Below are 23,311 nucleotides of genomic sequence, written 5' to 3' on the forward strand. Positions count from 1 at the left end.
GAATCTCCTCCTACATAAACGAATGGAATTGCTGTGAAGCCTTTAGGGTTTTTACGGTCAGGAGCGCCCCTGTCGCTTGCTCCGGCTCAGGAACGGAACAGATACAACGGGTCCACCCGGTAAACCTGCCAGGCCGGAATCGCGGACGCTCCTATGCCAAGCAGGACGGCTCCTCCTGCCAGAACCAGCTCGCCGGGCGCAAGCGACCACGGATCGATCTGGATGCCGGCGAAATCGAACAGCAGGGAGCTCCCCGCCGCCCCGGCGGCATGACCGAGCAGAAGGCCGACAACCAAGCCTCCCGCGGTCAGAAAAACACCTTCGCCGACAAGCGCCATCCATACATAGCGTCCCGGCTTCCCGATCAGGCGCAGCAGGGCGACATCTTTGCGGCGTTCATTTGCGGCCGCCAGCAGAGACAACAGCAGGGTCAAGGCGGCCAGAAGAACGCACAGGTACGTAACGATCTGGACGACCTGGGTGCCTTTATCCACCACATTTACGACATCCGCGACAGCTTTGCCGGTATACATGGCCTGAAGGCCTGTCATCGCGTCGTATTTATTTTTCAGCGACTGGGCGCCGAGAAGCGACTTCGGCTTAACCATAAGCGCGGTCACTTCGCGTTCCTGCTGCGCCGCTTCCCCGTGGACCGCCCAGGCGTAGTCGAGTGTCGTAAACACGGCACGGTCATCGGGAGAATGCAGAGGCGGCAGGACGCCGACAACCTTGTACATGAAAGCTTCATGCCCTTCATGCTCGTCATGTCCGCCTTGCCCGCCCGCATGTTCGCCTCCATCACTTGCGTTCGCATGCGAGCCGCTCTCTTCCTCATGGTGCTCTTCCGCATGCTCTCCCGTTTCTTCGGCGGAATGAACGAGGCCGTGCCCGCCCTTGAAGGTGTCTCCCACCTTCAGACCGAGCGTACGTGCCGCATGCGAGCCGATAACCGCTTCACCGAGCCCGCCGTACAAGCTTCCTGAAGCGAGCTGCTTATCCCCGTACCGGACGGCAAAATATCTCGCGTCTACGCCGACGATGGGATAGCCGTTCAAATTATCGCCCGTCGTTACGGCAAACACTTCTTCCGCTTCGGGTTCTTTTTTCACCTGTTCGTACAGGGTGTTCGGTATATTCCCCGTGGGCGCCCCGATGTGATAATAAGTGCTCATCGCAAGCTGGGTCTTGCTCCCCTCCGCACCCATCGTAAGCTCGAAAGGACCATATCCTTTCTCGGCGCCTTTCTCCACGCCCTCGTTCCACATCAGTACGAACAGCAGCAAAGCGGCCGTCAGGGCGACGGAAAGCATCGTCAGGACCGACAACGTTTTACGGTGAAGCGCATTGCGCCAAATAACCTGAAAGACACTCATCCCAGCTTTTCCCCTTTCCAGCCGGGAGTCCGCCTCGCTTCGTCCATGTCTGACGACGAAGCAGTGTCACGCCCCGGCCCGTCTGCCGGACGGACCGCTTCCTTGGGCGTGTACCACTCGTTGAGCTCCCCGATGTGCGTCCTTGTCCGAAAGCCCGCCGCCAGTTCAAGATCATGCGTCACGACCAGCAGCGTCGCGTTCTCGGACGCGGTAAGCTCAAGGAGCAGCCGCATCACGTCCTCGGCCGTTTCCCGGTCCAGACTTCCCGTAGGCTCATCGGCCAGCACGATTTTCGGACTGCGGATCAAGGCCCGGATCATTGCGACCCTTTGCTGCTGTCCGCGGGACAACTGGCCGGGAAGATGATTCATCCGGTCGGCCAGCCCGACTCGTTCAAACCACTGGGCCGTGAGCTCCCGCCTGCGCGGTTTCGACATGCTTACCGGCAGGGCAAGCTCCACATTCTGCCTGGCCGTAAGCGAAGCCATGAGATGGAAATCCTGAAAGATAATGCCCACCTTCTCGGAACGGAATCTGTCGCGCTGCGCCTGGGATTGGGCATGCAGCGGCACACCGTCGACGGTTATTTCTCCCTCGTCCGGGGCGAGGACGCCGCAAAGCAGATGGAGCAGGGTACTTTTGCCGCTCCCGCTTGGGCCGGTCAAGGCAAGCTGCCCGCCTTCACCGACTTCCCACTCCGGAACGGATAGAATGGGAAGCCTGCCTTCACCGGGCAGGCGGAACGATTTTTTAACGCCTGTAAGCTTGATCATCTCGTGTCAGCCTCCAATGAAAACGGACAGGAGCTTCATGCCCCTGTCCGTCGGATGTTGCCGGTACTGCTCCGCCCGGCCGATTATTTCAGCTTGATCCGCTCGGAGAGCGCGTCCCATGTCAAGTTTTTGCCCGTAAGCTTGTTGAATGCTTCCAGAGGAAGATAGAGGACGTTGTTATCGATGTTCGCTTTAAAGCCGCTTGCCTGGCCGTTCAACGCCGCTGCCTGCGTATCGATGTTTACGGAAAGACTGCTGCCGCCCGCGCTCAGAACGACTTCGCGTGCATCCCCGTTCCATTTCACTTCGGCACCCAGCGTTTCAGCCAGCGCTCTCGCCGGATAAAGCACCGCGCCTTCGCGGGTCACTTTGAATTTCGGGTAGGCATATTCGCTTTGCAGCTTGTCTGTCGCCGCTTTCAGATCGATGCCCGCCACGGAAGCCACGGCGCGCGCGATATCGGTGTTGTCGATCTGGCCTTTTACCTTCTCGGCGATCGGCCCGTAAGCCCATACGCCTACGTCGACGGCGGAATGACCGTGTCCCGACCAGCCTACAAGGTAGCGTTTGGACATGACGGCGTTAAACGCGCCTTCCTGTTTGTACGAAGAACCGTCTCCGGCGAGAATGAATTTCGCTTCGTCGTCGGTCAGATCCGTGTGACCGGTGTATTTGGCTACGAGCGCTTTTACGTCTTCGACGGTTTTGGCGTTTTTGAGTTCCCCGCCGATCAGTTCCGACGATTTTTGCTGATCGTCCCAAGCGTCCACGTTGATCTCGTAAATGTTGTCGCGTGAAAGCGACAGGCCGCCGGTTTCGTGATCCGCCGTAACGACGACGGATGTGTTGCCGTCTTTTTTCGCAAATTCCACGGCGACTTTAACGGCTGCGTCGAAATCCAGCATTTCCTGCACGACGGACGGCAGATCGTTCGCATGTCCCGCATGGTCGATACGTCCGCCCTCTACCATCATCGTAAAGCCCTTCGGATTAGCGGAAAGAATATCGATCGCTTTACTGGTCATTTCCGCGAGATTAGGCACGGTATTCGTACGGTCAAGCACATAATCCACGTGGGAGTTTCCGAACAGGCCGAGCGCTTTGCCGGTTTTTCCGTCCAGCGATGCCAGCCCTTGCTTGTCGTACACCACTTTGTAACCTTCTTTTTCGAAATCCGGAATGATCGTTTTGTCCGTCCGTTTGCCTTTCTCGTCCTTGCTCAGGAAAAACTGCTTGCCGCCGCCGAAAAGCACGTCCACATCGCCGTCGTTCAAATATTGGGACGCGATGGCGCTCTCGTTGTCGCGGTTGCGCACGTGCGAGGCGTATACGGCCGGTGTCGCGTGAGTAATACGGGCTGTGGTGACAAGTCCCGTCGCTTTGCCGGCGAGCTCGGAAGCTTCGATTACGGAAGCGAACGGCTTGGATACGTCTTCGTTCGAGACGCTGATCGCCGCGTTGTATGTTTTGTTGCCCGTTGCGAAAGCCGTTCCGGCCGAAGCCGAATCGGTCACTTCACCCGACACGATGGTGCCGCCGTCTTCCCCGCGATCCGCATATGTAGTGGCTTGTCCGACGTAGTAAGAGTCGAGCTCCAGATGATCTTTGCCCAGCTTATGTTTGGAAAACGTACGTCCGGCCGACACCTGTGCCGGTCCCATCCCGTCGCCGATCAGCACGATCACGTTCTTGGATAAAGCCTTCTGATCTTTCGCGGCATCCGGTGTGCCTGCAGCCAGGGCACCGCTTGCCAGCGTGAGTGGAAGAAGCGCGATTGCCGTTCCGGCAATAACGGAACGATGAATGATCTTTTTCAAAAGAATCCCCTCCGACTTTAAGTTCCCAACAAGTTTCATCGTACGGCTTTACTATTTCGGACAGTTAAAAGAAAGCGCGCAAGTTTGTTAAATTAAGGAGATACTATTAAGCCGATGTAAAAAGGGGATACTACCGGTAACCAGTAGAACAGGAGAACGGAGATGGCTGCGAAAAGAAATACCGGGAAAAAACCGCTCTGGACCCGAGACTTTGCGGTAACCTCCCTTTCGAACCTGCTTTTATTTTTCAGTTTTCAGCTGCTTATACCGACCATTCCGCTGTATGCGGCCGGAATCGGCGGCGGACAGACCCAGATCGGATTGGCTATGGGCACCTTCACCGTCGCCTCCCTGCTGACACGTCCGTTCGCGGGCAAAGCGCTCGACACCATCGGCAGAAAACATGTGCTCTCGGCGGGGCTCGCTTTGTGCGGTCTTTCCGTGCTCGGCTATTCGGCCGCCGCCGTTGTCGCCATGCTGCTGGCACTCCGGTTTATTCACGGAATCGGCTGGGGAATTTCGACCACTTCGCTCGGGACGGTGATATCGGATATTATCCCTTCCGAGCGCCGGGGCGAAGGAATGGGCCTATACGGCCTATCCAATACGATGGCGATGGCCCTGGCCCCATTGACAGGCTTGTGGATCGCTGCGAAGTACGGCTTTCACCCCTTGTTCATCTTCTCCACCGTCCTCGCTTTCTCGGCTTTGCTGCTCTCCTTGCTGATTCGTCCGGGGCAGAACAAACGAGCCGCTTCCGTCTCCTTTTCATGGCGCGAGTTTCGTAAAGGGTTGATCGAACCCCGGGCGCTGCTTCCGTCCCTTCTGCTGTTTTTCACGGCCGTCTGCTACGGCGGCATCGTCACATTCCTTACCCTGTTCGGCAAGGAAGCGGGGATCGGCAACGTCGGCTGGTTCTTCGTCTCCAATGCGGTCATGCTGCTGATCACCCGTCCGCTGACAGGGCTGGTCTATGACCGCAAAGGGCCGGCATGGGTGCTGTATCCGGGCGCCTTCTTTACGGGCGCGGGTTTGTGGCTGCTCTCCTACGCCCATTCCGCCACGTCTCTGGCTGCAGCCGCCGCTGTATTCGGAGCGGGATTCGGCTCCGTGCAGCCGGCCCTGCTCGCGTGGACGATCGACCGGACGGAGCCGTCCAGAAGGGGAGCGGCCAACGGCACGTTCTATTCCGCCAACGATCTGGGCATCGGGACCGGCTCGATGCTGCTCGGCGCCTTCGCTTCCCTGGTAGGCGGTTACGGGGCCGCATACCGCTGGTCCGTGCTGCTCATCGTGCTTCTGCTTGTCATTTACAGCACTTATCTGCTGCAAAACCGGCGCAAAAGCGCGCAACTCAACGCGGCTTAGCCAGGCACCCGGCATATCGGGCGCACGGCGGGCAAACGGAACGTCTCACCGTCCGGTGCCGACTCCCGGCGCACCATGCGGATCTCCATGCTCTGCATCAATCCTATGCACTCTCATGCGCCCCATGCATCAGCTTCGCCGCAATTTGACGCCGCAGCCGATGCAGGCTGCGGGTTTGCCGGAATGACCCGATCCTAAATAAAAACCGCCGTTACTCCGGAAGTAACGGCGGTTTTTATTGCGCAAGACGGTTTAAACGGCCGGTATCGGGCTCATCCAGTTCAATTAGCGGCGCCGATCGAGCGACGACTTCCGGCTTACATATACATATCCTTGTAATCACTAATGAGCACCGTTATCCATTGTGAGCATCTTCCCCTATCGCATCCCGCATGAAAAGGCCGGCCCCGAAGGGCCGGCCGATTGAATGCTCGGATTCCGTCCGCACTCTGGTAAAGCGGGCTAGAGCGCGAAGCCGCGTCAGAACACCGTTTTTCTTTTCGGCGGAAAGAGCCACTTTTTTACCAGGCCGGCGGCAACGACCAGAATGGCCCCCAGCCAAGGTACCGGCCAATGCGGCCATTCTCCGAGAAGCCAGCCGCTCAGCTTCGCATCGCTGAGAAACATCTCTCCTGCGGTAAAACCCAGAACGGCGGCTCCCATATAAATGAGCACCGGCATTTTCTCCAGCAGCTCGACGACGACGGCACTTCCCCAAATGATGATGGGAATGCTCAGCCCGATCCCCAGAATCAGGATGGTCAGATTGTTCCCGGCAGCGGCTGCAATCGCCAGAACGTTGTCCAGACTCATGACAAAATCGGCCGCGATGATCGTCCATACCGCCTTCGACAGCGTGCCTGCCTGCTGGACGGATGAGTGGGCGTTATTGTCCAGCAGCAGCTTCACCGCTATCCAGAGCAGGAATACCGAGCCTGCCGCCTGGATAAAAGGGATTTTCAGGACGCCCACGGCGATAATGGTCAGAATCAGCCGCAGGGCGATCGCCCCGAAAGCCCCCCACCATACGGCCTGTCTGCGCTGCGCGGCCGGCAGGTTCTTGCTTGCCATCGCGATGACGACGGCATTGTCTCCGCTGAGTACGATGTTGATCAGCATGATTTGCAGAAACAGTCCAAGCTGTTCGAGCACACCGCTTCTCTCCTTCCGCTTCCGGCTCCATTCGCGCGGTCAAAGCCGCCTGAAGCTTAGAACCTAAAGCTGCCCGCTGCCGTACCCCGTTGCGCTTTGTCCGCAGCCCCCGCGCCTCACTGCGCCGGACCCCGCCCGCCTTCTCATCTTCCGAAACCGGAAGAAAGAGTCAGAAGTAGGCGTCTTCCTCCGCCCCATCCCCGGGAGTCACGACGATGGTTTCCGCCTCCTGCACGGCCCGCAGAATCCATTCATGCAGCTGCGGAAGGCCTCTTTCGATCGCCTCGATGACCCGGAGGTTCGGGTTTGTGCTCGGCGACGGCGGCAGGAACAGCGTGCAGCAGTCTTCATAAGGCTGAATCGATAACGTGTACGTATCGATCTGCTCGGCCATGCGGATGATATCCTTCTTGTCCGTCGCAATCAAAGGCTGCAGAACGGGAAGCGATACGGCCCGGCCGATCGCGTTCAAGCTCGGCAGCGTCTGGCTCGCCACCTGCCCGAGACTTTCTCCCGTCACCAGCGCCAGCGCCTTCTCCTTCTCCGCAATCAGCTCCGCGATGCGGTACATGGCGCGGCGGAGAATGGTGACGAGCAGATTGTCCTTGTACGCGGCATAAATCGACGTCTGCACCTCGGTGAAAGACACGAGGTGCAGCTTGATGCTTCCGCCGCTGTACGCGGACAGCTTGCGGGCCAGCTGGATCACCTTCTCCTTGGCCCGCTCGCTCGTGTACGGGAAGCTGTGGAAATGCACAGCTTCCAGCTCAAGCCCCCGGCGCATCGCCTGCCAGCCCGCTACCGGGCTGTCGATCCCGCCGGAGAGCAGGAGCACGGCTTTGCCGTTCGTGCCGAGCGGGTAACCGCCCGCTCCCTCGAAGGTCTCCACGAACAGCAGCGCCCCTTTCTCCCGAAGCTCCACCCGGAGTGTCGTTTCGGGGCTGCGCACATCTACGCTGAGCTCCGGACAAGCCCGGAGCACGGCGCCGCCGACGATACGGTTCATTTCCGGCGTATCGAACGGGAAGCTTTTATCCACGCGCTTTACTTCCACTTTAAACGTCTGCGGGCGCTTCACGACTTTCTTCATAAGCGCGACCGCCACCGCCTGAATCGCTTCGCTGTCGGATGGAGCCGTGTACACGGGACTGTACGTTTCAATACCGAATACTTTCGAGACGGCTCTGCCTACATCTTCGGCGGACGCATCGGAGAGCCGGATATACACCCGGCCGTATTCGGTGACCAGCTTGACCTGCGTAAAAGGGGCAAGAACGCCGCGGAGCTGGCTCACGACTTTCTTTTCAAACCGCGAGCGGTTTTTGCCTTTCAGCATCATTTCCCCGAAACGGACGAGCAGCAGATCGGGCTTCAAAGGGGACATCATGATCAGCGTCCCCCTTTCGTCCGCGCGGACACCGGAACGAGTCCCGCGATTACGCCGCGGAGCGCTTCCACGAACCGGCGGGCATCCGCTTCCGTATGCTCTTCGGTCCAGCTCACCCGCAGGCCGCTTGAAGCATGCGCGCGGTCCAGTCCCATGGAAAGCAGCACTTTGCTCGGTTCAGGCTCTCCCGAAGAACAAGCCGACTTCGTTGATATATATATGCCGCGCTGCTCCAAAGCATGTACGACAACTTCGGAATTCATGCCCGGGTAACAAAAATGTACGATATGAGGCGCCATGTCTTCCTCATCGCGGGAACCTGTCAGAGCCAGCTCGGGCAACCCGAGAATGCCTTCGACCGCAATGGTGCGGAAGGCCCGCTTACGCCGGATATCTTCTTCCAGATTATCGGTAGCGATCCGGAGCGCTTTGGCCATTCCGACGATCAAGGGCACGTTCTCGGTACCCGAGCGCATTCCCTGTTCCTGGCCTCCGCCGGCAAGCTGGGCCTGAAGGTCGATGCCCGTCCGCTTGTAGAGGAAGCCCGCCCCTTTGGGCCCCTTGAACTTATGGGCGGAAGCGCTCATCAGGTCGATGCCCAGCTCATCCGGAGAAAGAGGCAGTTTGCCCACTCCCTGTACGGCGTCCACATGGAACAGCACGGTCTGCTTCCCGCGCAGCCACTTGCCGATCTCTCCGATCGGCTGTATCCGCCCCATCTCGTTGTTGACATGCATGACGCTGACGAGAATGGTTTCCCCGGTGACGGCGGCTTTTACGTCCTCCACACGGACTTGACCCGTTTCGTCTACGGGAAGTACCGTCACGTCAAAGCCTTCCGCCTGCAGACTGACGGAAAGCCTCCGTCACGGACGCGTGTTCGACCGCCGTCGTGATCAGATGACGGCCCCGGCTGCGGTAGCGGTAAGCCGCTCCTTTGATGGCCAGATTGCTGCTCTCCGTACCGCCCGACGTAAAAATGATTTCTTCCGGCCGCGCCTTAAGAACGGAGGCAATCACTTCACGGCTTTTTCTAACCAGTTTCTCGGCGTCCAGGCCGAATTTATGAATCGAAGACGGGTTGCCGAAATGCTGGAGCATGACGTCCGCAACCGTCTGTGCCACTTCCTTGTAAGGCTGGGTCGTTGCCGCGTTATCCAAATAAAGCATCTATCTCTGTCCTTTCTTATTGAAAAAAGATCGCGTTAAGGGTATTGCGCCTGTCACGTGCATATTCCTCATTAAATCGCAAAACTACCACGAACACAAGCCGCCCCGATCTTGGAAGCAAGCCGATTGCCTCTTCCAAGATCGCTCCCGAACCTTCACGAACCTGCCGAAAAACGAAAGAAGCGGCCTCTCCACGCCGGAGAAACCGCTTCTTTGCATAAGTATTCAGACTTAAGTAAACTCCCGATCGTACCGTTCTTTGGCATTCATAACCTTTTTCACATACTGCTGGGTTTCGTTCGGCAGCAGATGCATTTTCTCTAGTAAATCGGAATCGTTTTTGATGCCCAGCTTGTTGACCCGTCCGGGTCCCGCGTTATACGCCGCCAGAGCGACGCCGACATTTCCGTCGAAACGCTTAAGCTGGTAAGACAAGTACTGCGCTCCGCCCTGGATGTTCTGCTGCGGATCGAAAGCGTTCGTGACGCCCAGGCCGTTTGCCGTACCGTCCATCAGCTGCATAAGCCCCTTGGCCCCCGCTCTCGAGACCGTATTCGGGTTAAAGGAAGACTCCTGGCGGATCACCGCTTTAATCAGCGCGGGATCTACGCCCGTACGCTCGCTCGCTTGGACGATATAAGCGTCATAAGCCGCTTCGCGCGCGGAAGCGGGCAGGGAAGCTTGTACGGCTCCCGCGGCCGTTTCATAGGAACGGAGTGCTTTCGCCTGCCGCTGAACGCTTAAGCCTGTGCCGGCGGCAGCGGGAACCGCTCCTGCGGAGCCCGTCCATGCGCCCTGAAGCGCCTCCAGCGGCAGAATGCCGAGGCCGTCCTCCCCGGACGGTTCTGCGGACAGGCCGCTTTGCTCCATGAGAAGCGTGTTGAGGAGCGAGCTGAACTCCTCACCCGGTTCGGAGGCACCGGACACTCCTCCGCCGGCGCCGGAAAACAGCGACGATTTGTTCAGCATCTCCAGTTTTAAAAGCTCTTTCATTAATCGCGGATCAATTGATGCCATTTTCTCATCCCCGTTTGTAAGCCCATGAGCAAATTATAAACCTTATATCGGCAAAAAGAGCCCCCTTTTGAACCCTTTTTGCCAAATTCGCAGGAAATCCGTCTCCGTAACCTGAATTACCCGTTCATGCTACGTCTCTTTTCCGGAACACCAGGATCGTAATGCCCAGGAGAACGGCCAGATGCAGCACATAGATCGTCAGCGAAAACCCCAAAGTCATTCCCGGAAAAGGTGGCGGCGTACCCTGGTTGACAAGAGGATTCGGGTCATAGATTTTCCAGTTCGTATTGTTGAAAATCAAATACCGGGCCCAATTGTACTGCAGGGCCGCAAAAGCGGAACCCGCCAGATTCATGACGATGGCCACCGTAATCGCCAGCGCGCTGCTGCGGAACACCGTCGCGATAAAGAAAGCGAGCGTGAACATAAAAAGCATGTCCGGCAGCGAATACCAATACGCGCTGGACAGTACGACAAAATGCTCGTTAGGCAGCTCCGCCGTTCCGAATAAGGCTGCCCCTACCGCTACGGAGCTTACAAAAAGAACCGCGTAAGCGATGAGCACCATAATCACGCACGCCGTATACTTCGACAGCAGAACGGCCGTCCTGCTCGCCGGGCGAATTAGCAGCTGCTTGATCGTTCCGTCCTTGTACTCTTCCGTCACCGTCTGCGCCCCGAGTACGAGGGCAAACAAGGTAACAAACAGCGAGCAGACCATAAAAACGGTACTGGCAAAGCTGATGTAATTGTGGCCTTCCGAATAGCCGGTGATCCACAGTTTAATGGGCAGACCGACAAACAGACTGAGCAGCAGCAGAAAAATATAGAAAATCCATGTCGATTTTTTGCTTGTGATTTTCATCATTTCATTTTGTACGAGCGAAAGGAATTTCATCGGCTGTCCTCTCCTTTCGTCAGTTGGAGGAAGGTATCTTCAAGCGTCGGCTTGCGGATAGCCACCTGATACACGTCTATCCCCTGTCCGACAAGCCGGGCCACGACTTGCGGAATCGCCGACTTGGACAAATTGGCGGTGTACAGCCCGTTTTCGCGCCTCAGCAGCCCGTATTCCCCCGCCGTATGCTCGCCGGCCTCGATTCCTTTCAGTTCGAATTCGACCAGCACCAGCTCGTCCTCCGAGGTCGCACCGCCCCGAATAATGCGTTCGCCGACAAGCCGTCCTTCCTGAATGATCAAGGCACGGTCGCAGATCAGCTCGACCTCGGCCAGAAGATGGGAAGAGATGAGAATCGCAATCGATTCCGTCTTGGCCAGGTTCCGCAAATAATCGCGCAGTTCCCGTATGCCGGCCGGATCGAGTCCGTTGGTCGGTTCATCCAGAATAAGCACCGTCGGCCGGTGAAGAAGCGCCTGGGCGATTCCCAGCCTTTGCCTCATGCCGAGCGAGTATGTTTTGACTTTGTCGTGAATCGCATCGGTCAGCCCGACCAGCTCTACGATTTCGTCCATCCGTCCCGCCGGTATGCGTTCAGCCGCCATCCGGGCAAAGTGGACGAGATTTTTATAGCCGGACATATACGGGTACAGCTCGGGGTTTTCGACGATGGCGCCCACGTGGGCAAGCGCCTCGGAACGCTGCGTTTTGACGGGATATCCCGCAATCCGGATTTCACCCGCGCTCATCGACATCAAGCCGACCATCATGCGGATTGTCGTCGTTTTGCCGGAGCCGTTCGGTCCCAGAAAACCGCAAATCTCCCCCCGCCGGACGGAGAAGGACAAGTCCTTGATAATCGGTTTTCCGCCTATCGTTTTCGATACGCCTACCAGTTCCATAGCTTGTTCGTTTTCCATTTGCTCCTCCAATCCTATCCAGTACTAGCATGTCTGAGCAAATTATAACGGTTTAAGGGGGTTTCGTCTAATCGGGGCCGCCCTTTCATGTTCATAACCGCACGGAAAAAAGGGCCCGGGGGCCCTTTTTCGCCATTTGCTAGATCACAAACGGCACGAAAAATAAATGGGAGAAAAAACTGATCAGTCCGATCGCTATCGCCCAGCCGCCGGCCTTCCTGCTTCCGTCGGCAAACGCCATGTAACCGAGAATCGCCCCGAGGGGACCCAGCACAAACGGCAGGAAGAAAAAAGAAAGAACGGACGACACGAGCGCCATCATTCCGAGCGTACGGGCGCTCACCCACGAATCCGAGTCTGCTTCCTCCCTGCTGCGGGCGCCTGCGTCTTCTACAGGACGTCCCCCTAGCCCGGGAGCCAGCTCGACCGCATATTCCTCACGGTCCGAACGCCCGGCTTGCTCCTTAACCGCAGCTGAATTCGCTTCGGCCGGGTCAAGCTTTTGAGCATGTTCCTGCGTATGCTCGTGCTTCTTATGGCTCTTGTGGTGAGTCATACGTGAAGACCTCCTCTTATTGTGCTGAGGAATTCCGGGTGCGTATGTTTACTTCTTCTCTTTGAACGTGTGGCAGCACGTATTGGCACGGTCCGCAGCCTGATCCTTATGACGCGTATCAAATTCTTCACCGGCAAATTCGGAAGACAGGTCGGCATTCGCATGCTCGTCCACTTCGATCATAATGATATCCGCGCGGCAGTTGTTCCCCTGTCCCCAGTAGGCACAGTTCGCAACGGCGCATTTGACTTCTGGCATATCGATCACCCCCAAGCATAGGGTCTCACGAAGGCTCTGCGGATATCCGCGGGGAGTCCTGTCACAACCTGACAGCCCGAGCCGGACTTTGGCTCCAATCTAGACGCAACAAAAAAGCCCCCGCGTACGGAGGCTTCATTTCTCTTATTTTAAACCCGTTCGCCCTGCATGCGGCGCTGGGTAATGTAGTCATTTTCATAGTAAGACAGTTCTTCGCGGAGCTCTTCGAAAATTTTAGACAATTCAATCGTCAGATCGCGTACTTCACGATTCGGTTTTTTGCGGAAACGGATGGCATCCTGTCCGGTATAAGCGTAACGGCCGTCTTCGGAGTAGCACTCGTTCTTCGGGTAAAAGAAGGGGCTGATACAGTTGTGGTACGCTTCATACAGCACTTTTTCGGTAAAGTCCACATTGAAGGTCGGTCTGCGCAAGCTGACTCCAAGCTTCTCGTAAGCCACTTCGCAGAAAACAAGCAGATGACGAGTATCCTGCAAATAGCCGCGGTAGAAATCTTCCATTTCGGGATCGGACTCTGCATTCAACTGCGGAAGAGAGTAGGTGTTCAGAAACGACTCAATACGGTCCGCCGCTTCCTTCAGTTTCTTTCTCGTTGTCTCGCACGCCTTCTTAACATTATCCATTGCCATTACGGTTATGACCTCCTCTAGTTAACAGAGCGGGAACTCGCACCCGGCTCAGCCCATCCATATAGTATCACACTTTCTCTGGAAAAGGTACCCGATTCTTGAGGGGAAATGTCGGGCTTCGGTATAAAAAAAGCGCCCCTTTCCCACCCTACTTTTATTCAGTCCCAGACGAAGGAAAGGAGGCCTCCGACCATGCGACGCCCTACTGCCGCCATCGGCGGCATGATCCTCGGCAGCCTGCTTGTCGTAACGAGCGCCTGCCAGACGAAACCCGAAGCCCGTCACGTACAGCCGGAAGCCGAGCTGAAATATAAACAAGCGGTCGTGGAGCAGGATGTCGCCGTTACCGACCAATTGTGCCGGAACCAATGCCTTCTCCATGTTAACCGGATGTACGCCTCCCTGAACCAAGCCGATCCCAAGAAAATCAAAGAAACACTGCGTGAGATGCAGAACAAGCACGGCCATATCATTATGCTGAATTGGATTCCCGTAAAAACCGACAGCGGCACCGCTTCGGGCGGTTCCCCTTCTGCAGGCACACCTGTCTCTCCCGGAGCAGCACCGGCTCCGTCCGGTCATGGTGCGGGTGCCGCGGGCAGTTCCGGCAGCTCCTCCGCCAAAACCGGTTCGGCTGTTTCCGGCAGCACCGGTACGACCGGCGCCCCCCAGACTCCCGGCGCATCAGCTCTGTCCGGTTCCGCTTCCCGGGAAATCGTCTCCGGCAAACTGCCCCGAGAACTTGCCAAGGTTGCGCAGCCTTATATCGAAGAGGCAAAAAAAGCGGCCGCACAAGGAAACGCTTATCAGTCGCCTAATTTCACGGCAGCCGATAAACCCTACTTTGTACTGAACGTGCCCGCTCCCGACAAGAAGAGCTCCGTCGTAGCCGTCGTACGCCAGCATATTTTGCAGGAGGTTTCCAATCATCAGCGTAAAAATCTCCGCCTGCAATCTTTCCATTCTGATAAAAACCGCTGGAAAATCGAGAGTGTGGATACCGAAACGCTCCGCAGCAAGCGCGTTACTCATCCCGAGGACCATGAAGGCACCAGTCATTACGAGCGCCACGATGTCGTCGTCCAGTTTAACCGGCCCCTGCGTGATGCCGAGCTCTCCCGAATCCGGACCGAGATCGGCGCTACCAAAGTGAAGCTCATCGGCAATACGTATATTATTACCGCCCGGAGCCTGGAAGCCCGCCAGCTGATGGATTATTTCCGTAAGCGTCAGGATGTGCGTTTTGTGGAGCCGCATTATATTTACGAAACGAATGACCTTTCCCGCGGGGTCAAACCGTTAAGCTGGTTTTTTGATTGGTGGCCAGGCGGCCGGAACGACAATTCAGAATTGCAGCGTTCGGGAACCGGCGAGCAGGCGGCCGCGCAGCCTGACGTCATTCCCAACGACGTACTTTTCAACAAATATCAGTGGAACCTTCCGATCACGAATACGCTGAGGGGCTGGAATTTTAACAAGGGCACGCAGGATGTTACGGTCGCGATTGTGGATACGGGAGCCGACATCAATCATGAGGACCTTAAGGGTCAGCTCGTGGAGGGCTACAACGTGCTCGATACGGCCGCGCAGCCGATGGATGATGTCGGACACGGCACCCACGTAGCCGGAATTATCGGCGCGCAGGTCAACAACGGATTGGGAGTAGCCGGTATGACTTGGTATAACAAAATTATGCCGGTCAAAGCTCTCGACAGCAGCGGAGTGGGCAGCACCTATGCCGTCGCCCAGGGAATCATCTGGGCTACCGACCACGGCGCCAAGGTGATTAACCTCAGTCTCGGCAACTATGCCAGCTCGGATTTTCTTCACGATGCCATCAAATATGCCTACGACCGAGACGTGGTCCTGATCGCCGCCAGCGGCAACGACAACACGGAACGCCCGGGCTATCCCGCGGCTTATCCCGAAGTGTTTGCCGTCGCCGCCACGGATTCCGGCAACGAGCGTGCCTCTTTCTCGAACTACGGCGACTATATCGACGTGGCCGCTCCCGGTGTCAGCATCGCCAGCACCTACCCGCAGAATCAATATGCGGCGCTTTCCGGCACTTCCATGGCCTGTCCGCATGTGACGGCGCTGGCGGCCCTGCTCCGTTCGGCGAATCCGTCCCTCAAGAATACCGAGGTGATGGAACTGATGCGCCAGACGGCCTCGGATATCGGCGACAAAGGCCGCGACGCTTCCTTCGGGTTCGGCCTCATCAATGTCGACAAAGCGGTTGAGGCCGCCCTAGGCCGCGGACCGACACAGGCCGGTCTTCCGGGGACGGCACCGGTGCCCGCAGCCCCTTAACCCGCCGGCCGGCTGCATTCAGCCCGGGATTTTGGCTTCGCACTACGCGCCAGCCTCCCGCGTGCGATGTCCCGCTTAGATGACGGATCGGTCGAAGTGGGCACATGCCAGCGGCATCTACAGCTTTACAACTGGCAGCTCGAACCGAGTACATTCAACCGAGATGCAGACAGCAAGCCAGTGAACAAACGGCCCGGTAATAAAATAAACTCCGCCGGTTTTAGTGCACGGCGGAGTTTCAAAAAATACGCGTCCCTCTGCGCAACTCAAAAACCGCCTCGTTATCCGAAGATAACGGGCGGTTTTTCGATGTCGTAAGGATGGAAAGCTTGCCGTAAGCCGGGTTCTGTACTTCCGGTGGTGCAGCGGGCTACGATACCCTCCCACCATTGAAGTGACAATCATCTATCTAGGCCATACATTGCTATACAGCTCAAGCGACCAACCCGGACGCGCCTCGGGCTAAGGCTGTCTGTCAGGCAAAGCCTGCAGACCGCGTCCCATTAGGTCTTGCTCCAAGTGGGGTTTACCAGGGGTAAAGTCACCAGTACCCCTCGTGGTCTCTTACACCACGGTTCCACCCTTGCCTGTGCGTCTTGCGACGCCATCGGCGGTCCATTTCTGTGGCACTATCCTTCAGCTCGCGCTGACTGGACGTTATCCAGCACCCTGCCCTATGGAGCCCGGACTTTCCTCTCGCGATGCAAGCACCGCCAGCGATTGTCTGTCAAACTTTCCGAGAACATTTGCTAGTATACAGGTTATCGGCGCCGAATTCAACAACGAATGACTGGGAATGCAGCCAATTCACGTTTTTTTAGACAAACTGGAACGGTTCCGTGCTCGGTTCCGATGCCGCCGCAACCGTTTCGTATTTCTTTTCGGCAAGCGCGCGGTTCATGTAATCCGCCACCGCGCGCTTCATGATTTTCTCGACGTTGTGCCCCACGTCGATCAGGCACATGCCGGCGGCCAGCGCGTCATGCGCGGTGTGGTAGTCGATGTCCCCGGTCACGAGGACATCGGCTCCCGCAAACATCGCGCCGCGCACATACCGGCCGCCGGAACCCCCAAGCACCGCCGCCTTGCGGACGGTGCGGTCCAGATCGCCGACGACGCGCACCACCGGCACGTCGAAGGCCTCTTTCGCTGCCGCGACAAGCTCGCGCAGCGTAAGAGGCTCCGGCAGCTTGCCGGCGCGTCCAAGGCCGAACGTGCGGCCTTTGAGGTCCATCGGATAGAGGTCGTAAGCGACCTCTTCATACGGATGCGCCTTCAGCAGCGCCTGCACAACCGCCCGCTGAATGCTTGCGGGCACAATCGTCTCCACGCGCACCTCATCCGCGCGCTCCAGCTTGCCCTGCTCGCCCAGGAAGGGCTTCGTGCCCTCGCGGGGCATAAACGTCCCCGTGCCGGGAATGTTGAACGAACAGTGGCTGTAGTCCCCGATCCAGCCCGCTCCGGCCTGGAACAGCGCCTGCAGCACCTTTTCGTGATGGCTTTCCGGCACGAAGACGACCAGCTTGCTGAGCTTCTCCGTGTGAACCTCGTCCAGAGGCACCAGATCCTTCAAGCCGAGAGCTTCGGCCATCAGGTCGTTGATGCCTCCTTCCGCCACATCCAGATTCGTATGCGCGATATAGACCGCGATATTGTTCTTGATGAGCTTCTCGTACAGCCGTCCCGCCGGTGTATCCGTCTGAAGGTGGGCCAAAGGGCGGAAAATGATCGCATGATGCGCGATAATCAGATCCGCGCCCGTCCGGACCGCTTCCTCCACAACTTCGTCGGTCACATCCAGCGCGACGAGAATTTTTTTGATCTCCTTCTGCAGCGTACCGAGACTGCAGGCCGATTTTATCGTCAGGCACCGCATAGTGTTTGGGCGCCAGCTTTTCGAACAATTGAATTACGGTTTGTCCTTTCGCAAACATTCCAGAACCTCCTTGATGCGCGAGATTTCCGTCTCCAGCGCGGCGCGTTTCTCTTCCGCGTTTCCGGAAACCGAACGGTCGAGCTGTCTGCGGATCATAGCCAGTTTATCAAGTTCGTACTCCCACTTCGCAAACCAGACCGCGGGGGGATCTTGAGTCAGATAGGGCCCCATCTGCAAGAGTTTGTCGCCGGACAGCGTGAGTCCGTGAACAATGCGGTCCGCATATAACGCGGCATCCTTTTCATCCTCCGGCTTCATCCGGACGGCCGTCAAAATTTCATAAATTTTGCCGTCTTCTTCCAGGATGGTCTCGCCGGCCAGGTGCCAGCCGTGACTGCGCAGCCACCAGCGAACAATATCCTCGCCTACGTTAGGCTGCAAAATCAGCATGGACACGCCCGCAAGCTTGTCTTCGCCCGCATCGAGAATGGACGCGATCAAAGCTCCGCCCATGCCCGCGATTGTCACCACATCTACCTCGCCCGGCCGCAGCACGGAGAGTCCGTCCCCGAGCCGGACCTCAATCCGCCCGCTCAGGTTGGCGTCGCGTACCTGGCGCTGCGCCGCCTCGGCCGGACCGCGGTTCACTTCGCCCGCAACCGCAGACGGAACAGTGCCCTGCTGCACCAGATAAGTCGGCAGCAGGGCATGATCGGATCCGATATCCGCAAGTTTTGCCCCTTGAGGGACTTTTTTCGCAATTTCCAATAAACGTTGAGACAATTTTACCATATTTTAAGCAACCCATTCCGTCCAATTTTTACGGTAGGCGAACAGCGCGATTCCCGCCGCCGCCACCTTACCGGCCAGCGAAAGCTGGAGAAACTGCTGGGCCGAGGTGCCCCAGGCCAGTCCGAACAGCTCCGGCGCGATCCATACGGTCGCACCCGCAAGCAGAAGAACCAGTCCGGGTTTCTTCCAGCGGTGCTGAATCAGCCAGCCGATCCACATGAGGATAAAAGAAAGCGGGAGCCAGGCAAGCTGGAGCTTGTACCAGGTAGCGGGCTCCAGACGCTGGCTTAACACGAACCCGTAAGTGATAAGCAGCGCCAGCCATCCGCAGTATTGAAGAAGCGGCGTCCGCCCCAGAAGGCCGACAAGCAGCCAAATAAGGCCGCAGAGTGCCACGAAGGACCCCAAATACAGACTGCGAAGTAAGGCCGTTTCCGTAAAGTATCCAGACACCGAAACCGATCAGGGACGCCGAAGCGATGCCCGTCGAAAGCTGAGCCCTGAAAGGCTGCTCTTCTTTTTGCCGGAAGCCGATTATATACCAAGATACAACAAATACGGCGGAAACGCCAATTTGCAAAGAAATTCCAAAAGAGTTAAAATTAAGTAGAGTCAATGATAAAACAATGATGAGTACGACGGCTGCGGCCCAGAATTTCCAGTGGCTTCCCCGGATGGATTTAGTCGATATGCCCAGAACCCTTCTGGAATGGTCCGCACCCGTTTCCATATACAAATTGAGCAGAAAGTCGCAGTACTGTGCGGGCAGAAGCTTAGATCTCCGCCAGTGCTCGATTTCTTTAATAATAGCCGTTCGTTTCTCGTCATCCATGAGCTTCACCTTCCCAACAACTTTATCGGTTCGCGGCCTTCCGAATTTGAGAAGGAAATCCGATGTTCCTGCATTTGCGGATTTAAGCTTCAGACCGTGTCTGCAGGACCTTTTGCTTTTCTTCCAGGCATTGCTTGGCGAATTCGGTCACCCTGCTGCGGTAGCCGTCCTTGTCCGTCATAAAAGCGAGCCCGTGTCCCGCCCGGGGCACCATGAACAAATCTTTGCCCGCGGGAGCCGCCTTGTATAAGCCGTGAACCATAAAGAACGGAACGAACGTATCGGCTTCCCCGTGGATAAAAAGAATCGGCTTTTCCGTGCGCTTGACCTGCTTAAGCGCCGAAGCTTCCCCGAAGAAATAGCCCGCCTTTATTTTGCAGATCAGGCTGGTCAGGGGAATCAGCGGAAACGCGGGAAGCTTGAACATTCTTTTGAGCTGATAACTCAAAATGTCTTTGACGGACGTATAGGAGCAATCCGCGATGATACCTTTCACCTGTTCCGGCAGTCTCTCGCCGCCCGTCATCAGCACTGTCGCGCCTCCCATGGATACGCCGTGGAGAAGAATCCGGGCATCTTCGCCGCTCCGCTGAAGAATATAGCGGACCCAGTTGACGTAATCCAGCCGGTCTGTCCAGCCGAAGCCGATATACTCCCCTTCGCTCTGTCCGTGCCCCCGGTTGTCCGGCATCAGCACGTTATAGCCGAGCTCGTGATGAATTTGAGCAAAGCTGGCCATGTCCCTGCCCTGCCCGGAATACCCGTGCGCCAGCAGCGCCGTGACACGGGAAGGCCGCTCGGCTTCCAGGTACCAGCCGTTCAGACGCAGGCCGTCCACAGAATGAATGGACACCTGCTCCAGTGTCTTCCCGGCAAGCCAGTTATCCGCCGAAGCCGGCGATGGATCTACGGCGATTTCTTCCATATGACCCGCAAGGTCGGGGCTGTTCTGCAGAAATTCCTTGCTGCTCCGGCGTATCCCCAGCCCGAACATATAGAAGGCTGCCGCTGTCAAAGCCACAGCAAGAACCGCAAGTATGCACAAACTGATCAACAGGGTCTTTGACATCTCAACCTTCCTCCTTTGTTGAAAAAAAGAAACCCGCCGGAGGCGGGCATTCGGATTCTATTCAAGAAAATCTTTTAAACGTTTGCTGCGGCTCGGGTGCCTCAGCTTACGAAGCGCTTTGGCTTCGATCTGACGAATCCGTTCACGGGTGACCCCGAAAACTTTGCCCACTTCTTCCAGAGTCCGGGTACGCCCGTCATCCAGACCGAAGCGAAGACGAAGTACGTTTTCTTCACGCTCGGTCAGCGTGTCGAGAACATCCTCAAGCTGTTCTTTAAGAAGCTCGTAAGCCGCCGCATCCGCCGGTGCCAGCGCTTCCTGATCTTCAATAAAGTCGCCCAGATGGGAATCGTCTTCTTCACCGATCGGAGTTTCCAGGGATACCGGTTCCTGCGCGATCTTCATGATTTCGCGGACTTTATCCGTGCTCAGTTCCATTTCCTTCGCGATCTCTTCCGGCGTCGGTTCGCGCCCCAGTTCCTGCAGCAGCTGGCGGGATACGCGGATCAGCTTGTTGATGGTTTCCACCATATGGACCGGAATACGGATCGTTCTCGCCTGGTCCGCAATGGCGCGCGTAATGGCTTGGCGAATCCACCAGGTAGCGTACGTACTGAACTTATACCCTTTGGTGTGATCGAATTTCTCCACCGCTTTAATCAGACCCATGTTGCCTTCCTGGATCAGATCCAGAAACAGCATGCCCCGTCCGACGTAGCGTTTGGCAATGCTGACCACGAGACGGAGGTTCGCTTCGGCCAGACGGCGTTTCGCTTCCTCGTCGCCCTGCTCGATTCTTTTCGCCAGATCCACTTCGTTCTCTGCCGATAGAAGCGGAACACGGCCGATCTCTTTCAGGTACATCCGCACCGGGTCATTGATTTTAATACCCGGTGGGAGAGTCAGATCATCTTCAAAGCTGAATTCATCGTTCTCCTGATCGCCCTCCGGACGCATTCTTCCTTCGTCCTCATCGGACTCGTTCCCCACATCAATTCCCATTTCGGACAATTGTTCGAAAAACTCGTCAATCTGTTCCGGATCTTGATCATAAGGAGCCAGCCGTTCTGTGATGTCTTTATAAGTGAGCGAGGAACGCTTCTTGCCTAACTCGATAAGCTGCTCCTTTACCTGCTCAAGGGTCAACTCGGTTTCGATCTCAGTATGTTGATCGTTCGCCATAATCCAACTCCCTCCTCCCTAGATTATCCGGAACCTGCGTTACGAAAATTTAAGCTGTTTCTCTAGGGCAATAATTTCACTAAGAATTTGCGCAGCCCGCAAAGGATCTCCTGAGCGTTCCGCGCGGATCATTTCTTCTTTTTTTCTCGATATTTCCTGCTGCTTCGGATATTTTTTGATTTCTTTGATGTAGTCGTCGATGACGACTTCGTTCACACCGTGGTGCGCTCCCATCATTGCGATGGAACTCGCCAGATTTTCCAGTTTGTCGTCCTGAATCATCGCCATGTAACGGCTCACGCTCGGTGTGGAGTTTTGGGCATAAAAAGCATATAAATAAGCCGCCAGAACGGCATGAGCATCCACGTTAAATTCGTCGCCTAACCGTTCTTCCACGTAGGCGGTGACATCCCGATCGTGCATCATGACGGCTAGAAGCTGCCGTTCCGCGTTATGATAAGCCGGATAAAGCGGCGCTTTTGGCGTTTCTTTCCTATTATGCCTACCATTATTCCACGGAACGTCGATATTATCCCTGAGTGTCCGGTTTTTTTCCGATTTCATCCGGAGGTTGGCCAGATCTTGTTTGAGCGACTCGTAAGAGGTCTCAAACTCACCGGAGAGCTGTTTTAAATAATGCTCCCGTTCGATCGAGCTCAAGTCCGCAATCATCTTCAAAGCCGTTTGCTGGTAGCGTATCCGATCGCCTTCCTCCTGCAAACGGAAATGCCGGCGAATGTAGTGCAGCCTGTATTTGATCGAGGGTACGGCGTAATCAATGATCTCCCGTACAAATCTCTCGGAGCCGTATGCGGTAATGTATTCATCCGGATCTTTGGCATCCGGAAGCATGGCCACTTTCACTTCGCAGCCTGCCTGTTCAAGCAGGGGGATTGCCTTGTAAGCCGCATTCTGTCCGGCCGAATCTCCGTCGTAACAGATCACGACCCGTCCGGCGTTGCGCCGGATCAGTTCCGCATGCTCGGGGGTCAGCGCGGTACCCATCGTACCGACACCGTTTCTCACCCCAGCTTCCCAAGCTTTTACCACATCCATATAGCCTTCAAACAATACCATGGTATTCGTTTTCCGGATTTGCGGACGTGCCTGGTGAAAATTATACAGCACACGGCTTTTGTTGAAGAGCATCGTTTCAGGACTGTTCAAGTACTTAGGCTGCACATCCCCGAGCGCCCGGCCGCCGAAGGCAATAACTTTGCCCTGCGCGTCCCAGATCGGGAAAATCACTCTGTCCCTGAACTTGTCGATATAACCGTCTCCCTCGGAACGGGCCGATACAAGCCCTCCCCGTTCCATCAGCGGAAGATCGTAGCCCGCCTTCTGAAGCTGCTGTACAAGCGTATCCCACATGGCGGGAGCATATCCGATCTGAAAAGCGTCGATCAATTTATCCGACATCTGCCGGTTGCGCACATAATCGAGTGCGTTTTTGCCTTGATCGGTATTCATTAGAATATAACGGTACAGTTTGGCCGCTTTCTCATTGGCCTCCAGCATTTTGGACCGGTCCTTCTGCTGCGGATTGTCCGCGGATAAAGACTCTTCCCACGTAACGGGAATATCCGCTTCCTCCGCCAGATGCCGGACGGCTTCAGCAAACGTGTAGCCTTCGATTTCCCGGAGAAACTGGAACATGTTTCCTCCCGCTCCGCATCCGAAGCAGTGGTAAATCTGTTTCTCGGGCGTAACCGTAAACGAAGGCGATTTTTCCGAGTGAAACGGACAAAGCCCCTTCAGGTAGTGGCCCTGTTTGGTCAAATGGACGTACTTTCCTATCACATCGGCAATGTCATGACGCTGCAGCACAGCTTCGATCACTTCATCCGGAATGCGTCCGTAACCCATTTCCCCCACCTTCAATCCTTATAAAAAAGCTTCTTGTGCGGT

Annotated in this window: 18 protein-coding genes, 1 other RNA gene and 2 pseudogenes; 2 read left to right on the forward strand and 19 right to left on the reverse strand. The window is 56.5% G+C overall.

Features of this window, described 5'->3' with window-relative positions; translation table 11 throughout:
- Positions 1 to 86 precede the first annotated feature (86 nt).
- The 3 genes from ABC395_RS17925 to ABC395_RS17935 all read right to left on the reverse strand — a co-directional run bounded on the left by ABC395_RS17925 (position 87) and on the right by ABC395_RS17935 (position 3,963).
- Positions 87 to 1,373: an ABC transporter permease gene (locus tag ABC395_RS17925; RefSeq protein ID WP_413005147.1), complete on the reverse strand. Its 1,287-nt coding sequence runs from the start codon at positions 1,371 to 1,373 to the stop codon at positions 87 to 89.
- Positions 1,370 to 2,146: an ABC transporter ATP-binding protein gene (locus ABC395_RS17930; protein WP_413005149.1), complete on the reverse strand. Its 777-nt coding sequence runs from the start codon at positions 2,144 to 2,146 to the stop codon at positions 1,370 to 1,372. Before ABC395_RS17930 ends, ABC395_RS17925 begins: the two co-directional genes overlap by 4 nt.
- An 83-nt stretch (positions 2,147 to 2,229) precedes the next feature.
- Positions 2,230 to 3,963 carry an alkaline phosphatase gene (locus ABC395_RS17935; RefSeq protein WP_413005151.1) on the reverse strand — a complete coding sequence of 578 codons (1,734 nt, stop codon included), beginning with the start codon at positions 3,961 to 3,963 and terminating at the stop codon, positions 2,230 to 2,232.
- A 162-nt stretch (positions 3,964 to 4,125) separates the two neighbouring features.
- On the opposite strand from ABC395_RS17935, the gene ABC395_RS17940 reads away from it, so the two are divergent.
- The gene (locus tag ABC395_RS17940; RefSeq protein ID WP_413005153.1) at positions 4,126 to 5,331 is read left to right on the forward strand and encodes an MFS transporter; all 1,206 of its coding nucleotides are present in this window, start codon (positions 4,126 to 4,128) and stop codon (positions 5,329 to 5,331) included.
- Between the two features lie 480 nt (positions 5,332 to 5,811).
- Here the strand turns inward: ABC395_RS17940 and ABC395_RS17945 are convergent, their stop codons facing one another.
- The 9 genes and pseudogenes from ABC395_RS17945 to ABC395_RS17985 all read right to left on the reverse strand — a co-directional run bounded on the left by ABC395_RS17945 (position 5,812) and on the right by ABC395_RS17985 (position 13,339).
- Positions 5,812 to 6,483, reverse strand: coding sequence for a TerC family protein (locus ABC395_RS17945; protein WP_413005155.1), 672 nt, complete (start codon positions 6,481 to 6,483; stop codon positions 5,812 to 5,814).
- Between the two features lie 169 nt (positions 6,484 to 6,652).
- Positions 6,653 to 7,870 carry a tRNA uracil 4-sulfurtransferase ThiI gene (thiI, locus tag ABC395_RS17950; RefSeq protein WP_413005156.1) on the reverse strand — a complete coding sequence of 406 codons (1,218 nt, stop codon included), beginning with the start codon at positions 7,868 to 7,870 and terminating at the stop codon, positions 6,653 to 6,655.
- A gap of 2 nt (positions 7,871 to 7,872) precedes the next feature.
- A pseudogene (locus tag ABC395_RS17955) lies at positions 7,873 to 9,040 on the reverse strand (cysteine desulfurase family protein).
- 231 nt (positions 9,041 to 9,271) lie between these two features.
- The gene (locus tag ABC395_RS17960; protein ID WP_413005158.1) at positions 9,272 to 10,057 is read right to left on the reverse strand and encodes a lytic transglycosylase domain-containing protein; all 786 of its coding nucleotides are present in this window, start codon (positions 10,055 to 10,057) and stop codon (positions 9,272 to 9,274) included.
- Between the two features lie 124 nt (positions 10,058 to 10,181).
- The gene (locus ABC395_RS17965) at positions 10,182 to 10,955 is read right to left on the reverse strand and encodes an ABC transporter permease (RefSeq protein WP_413005160.1); all 774 of its coding nucleotides are present in this window, start codon (positions 10,953 to 10,955) and stop codon (positions 10,182 to 10,184) included.
- Complete coding sequence (locus tag ABC395_RS17970; RefSeq protein ID WP_413005162.1) at positions 10,952 to 11,875, reverse strand: ABC transporter ATP-binding protein; 924 nt, start codon at positions 11,873 to 11,875, stop codon at positions 10,952 to 10,954. Before ABC395_RS17970 ends, ABC395_RS17965 begins: the two co-directional genes overlap by 4 nt.
- A gap of 139 nt (positions 11,876 to 12,014) precedes the next feature.
- Entirely contained in the window at positions 12,015 to 12,431 is a 417-nt protein-coding gene (locus ABC395_RS17975; protein WP_413005164.1) for a hypothetical protein, read from the reverse strand.
- Positions 12,432 to 12,479: 48 nt separating this feature from the next.
- Positions 12,480 to 12,689 (reverse strand): DUF1540 domain-containing protein, encoded by a 210-nt coding sequence (locus ABC395_RS17980; protein WP_413005165.1) that lies wholly within the window; start codon positions 12,687 to 12,689, stop codon positions 12,480 to 12,482.
- Positions 12,690 to 12,838: 149 nt separating this feature from the next.
- Entirely contained in the window at positions 12,839 to 13,339 is a 501-nt protein-coding gene (locus ABC395_RS17985) for a YpuI family protein (protein WP_413005167.1), read from the reverse strand.
- Between the two features lie 192 nt (positions 13,340 to 13,531).
- Between ABC395_RS17985 and ABC395_RS17990 the strand changes: the two genes are divergently transcribed.
- Complete coding sequence (locus ABC395_RS17990) at positions 13,532 to 15,652, forward strand: S8 family peptidase (RefSeq protein WP_413005168.1); 2,121 nt, start codon at positions 13,532 to 13,534, stop codon at positions 15,650 to 15,652.
- Between the two features lie 320 nt (positions 15,653 to 15,972).
- On the opposite strand, the gene rnpB is transcribed toward ABC395_RS17990, so the two are convergent.
- The 7 genes and pseudogenes from rnpB to dnaG all read right to left on the reverse strand — a co-directional run bounded on the left by rnpB (position 15,973) and on the right by dnaG (position 23,269).
- Positions 15,973 to 16,388: RNase P RNA component class A (gene rnpB / locus ABC395_RS17995), an RNA gene on the reverse strand.
- A gap of 81 nt (positions 16,389 to 16,469) precedes the next feature.
- Positions 16,470 to 17,586: pseudogene (locus tag ABC395_RS18000) on the reverse strand (Nif3-like dinuclear metal center hexameric protein).
- Positions 17,562 to 18,320 (reverse strand): tRNA (adenine(22)-N(1))-methyltransferase, encoded by a 759-nt coding sequence (locus tag ABC395_RS18005; protein ID WP_413005169.1) that lies wholly within the window; start codon positions 18,318 to 18,320, stop codon positions 17,562 to 17,564. The pseudogene ABC395_RS18000 and the gene ABC395_RS18005 overlap by 25 nt, the downstream one beginning before the upstream one ends.
- A 3-nt stretch (positions 18,321 to 18,323) precedes the next feature.
- Positions 18,324 to 18,716, reverse strand: a complete 393-nt coding sequence (locus ABC395_RS18010; RefSeq protein WP_413005171.1) for a hypothetical protein — start codon at positions 18,714 to 18,716, stop codon at positions 18,324 to 18,326.
- Between the two features lie 518 nt (positions 18,717 to 19,234).
- Positions 19,235 to 20,221 carry an alpha/beta hydrolase gene (locus ABC395_RS18015; RefSeq protein ID WP_413005173.1) on the reverse strand — a complete coding sequence of 329 codons (987 nt, stop codon included), beginning with the start codon at positions 20,219 to 20,221 and terminating at the stop codon, positions 19,235 to 19,237.
- 57 nt (positions 20,222 to 20,278) lie between these two features.
- Positions 20,279 to 21,403, reverse strand: coding sequence for an RNA polymerase sigma factor RpoD (gene rpoD, locus ABC395_RS18020; RefSeq protein ID WP_009671652.1), 1,125 nt, complete (start codon positions 21,401 to 21,403; stop codon positions 20,279 to 20,281).
- 39 nt (positions 21,404 to 21,442) lie between these two features.
- Positions 21,443 to 23,269: a DNA primase gene (gene dnaG, locus ABC395_RS18025; RefSeq protein WP_413005175.1), complete on the reverse strand. Its 1,827-nt coding sequence runs from the start codon at positions 23,267 to 23,269 to the stop codon at positions 21,443 to 21,445.
- Between the last annotated feature and the right edge of the window lie 42 nt (positions 23,270 to 23,311).

This window comes from Paenibacillus canaveralius (assembly GCF_047238265.1).
Lineage (GTDB): Bacteria > Bacillota > Bacilli > Paenibacillales > NBRC-103111 > Paenibacillus_F.

Coding starts and splice junctions, on each gene's coding strand:
- ABC395_RS17925 (WP_413005147.1), bottom strand. CDS start 1,373: ATGAGTGTCTTTCAGGTTATTTGGCGCAATGCGCTTCACCGTAAAACG.
- ABC395_RS17930 (WP_413005149.1), bottom strand. CDS start 2,146: ATGATCAAGCTTACAGGCGTTAAAAAATCGTTCCGCCTGCCCGGTGAA.
- ABC395_RS17940 (WP_413005153.1), top strand. CDS start 4,126: ATGGCTGCGAAAAGAAATACCGGGAAAAAACCGCTCTGGACCCGAGAC.
- thiI (WP_413005156.1), bottom strand. CDS start 7,870: ATGATGTCCCCTTTGAAGCCCGATCTGCTGCTCGTCCGTTTCGGGGAA.
- ABC395_RS17960 (WP_413005158.1), bottom strand. CDS start 10,057: ATGGCATCAATTGATCCGCGATTAATGAAAGAGCTTTTAAAACTGGAG.
- ABC395_RS17965 (WP_413005160.1), bottom strand. CDS start 10,955: ATGAAATTCCTTTCGCTCGTACAAAATGAAATGATGAAAATCACAAGC.
- ABC395_RS17970 (WP_413005162.1), bottom strand. CDS start 11,875: ATGGAAAACGAACAAGCTATGGAACTGGTAGGCGTATCGAAAACGATA.
- ABC395_RS17975 (WP_413005164.1), bottom strand. CDS start 12,431: ATGACTCACCACAAGAGCCATAAGAAGCACGAGCATACGCAGGAACAT.
- ABC395_RS17980 (WP_413005165.1), bottom strand. CDS start 12,689: ATGCCAGAAGTCAAATGCGCCGTTGCGAACTGTGCCTACTGGGGACAG.
- ABC395_RS17985 (WP_413005167.1), bottom strand. CDS start 13,339: ATGGCAATGGATAATGTTAAGAAGGCGTGCGAGACAACGAGAAAGAAA.
- ABC395_RS17990 (WP_413005168.1), top strand. CDS start 13,532: ATGCGACGCCCTACTGCCGCCATCGGCGGCATGATCCTCGGCAGCCTG.
- ABC395_RS18005 (WP_413005169.1), bottom strand. CDS start 18,320: ATGGTAAAATTGTCTCAACGTTTATTGGAAATTGCGAAAAAAGTCCCT.
- ABC395_RS18015 (WP_413005173.1), bottom strand. CDS start 20,221: ATGTCAAAGACCCTGTTGATCAGTTTGTGCATACTTGCGGTTCTTGCT.
- rpoD (WP_009671652.1), bottom strand. CDS start 21,403: ATGGCGAACGATCAACATACTGAGATCGAAACCGAGTTGACCCTTGAG.
- dnaG (WP_413005175.1), bottom strand. CDS start 23,269: ATGGGTTACGGACGCATTCCGGATGAAGTGATCGAAGCTGTGCTGCAG.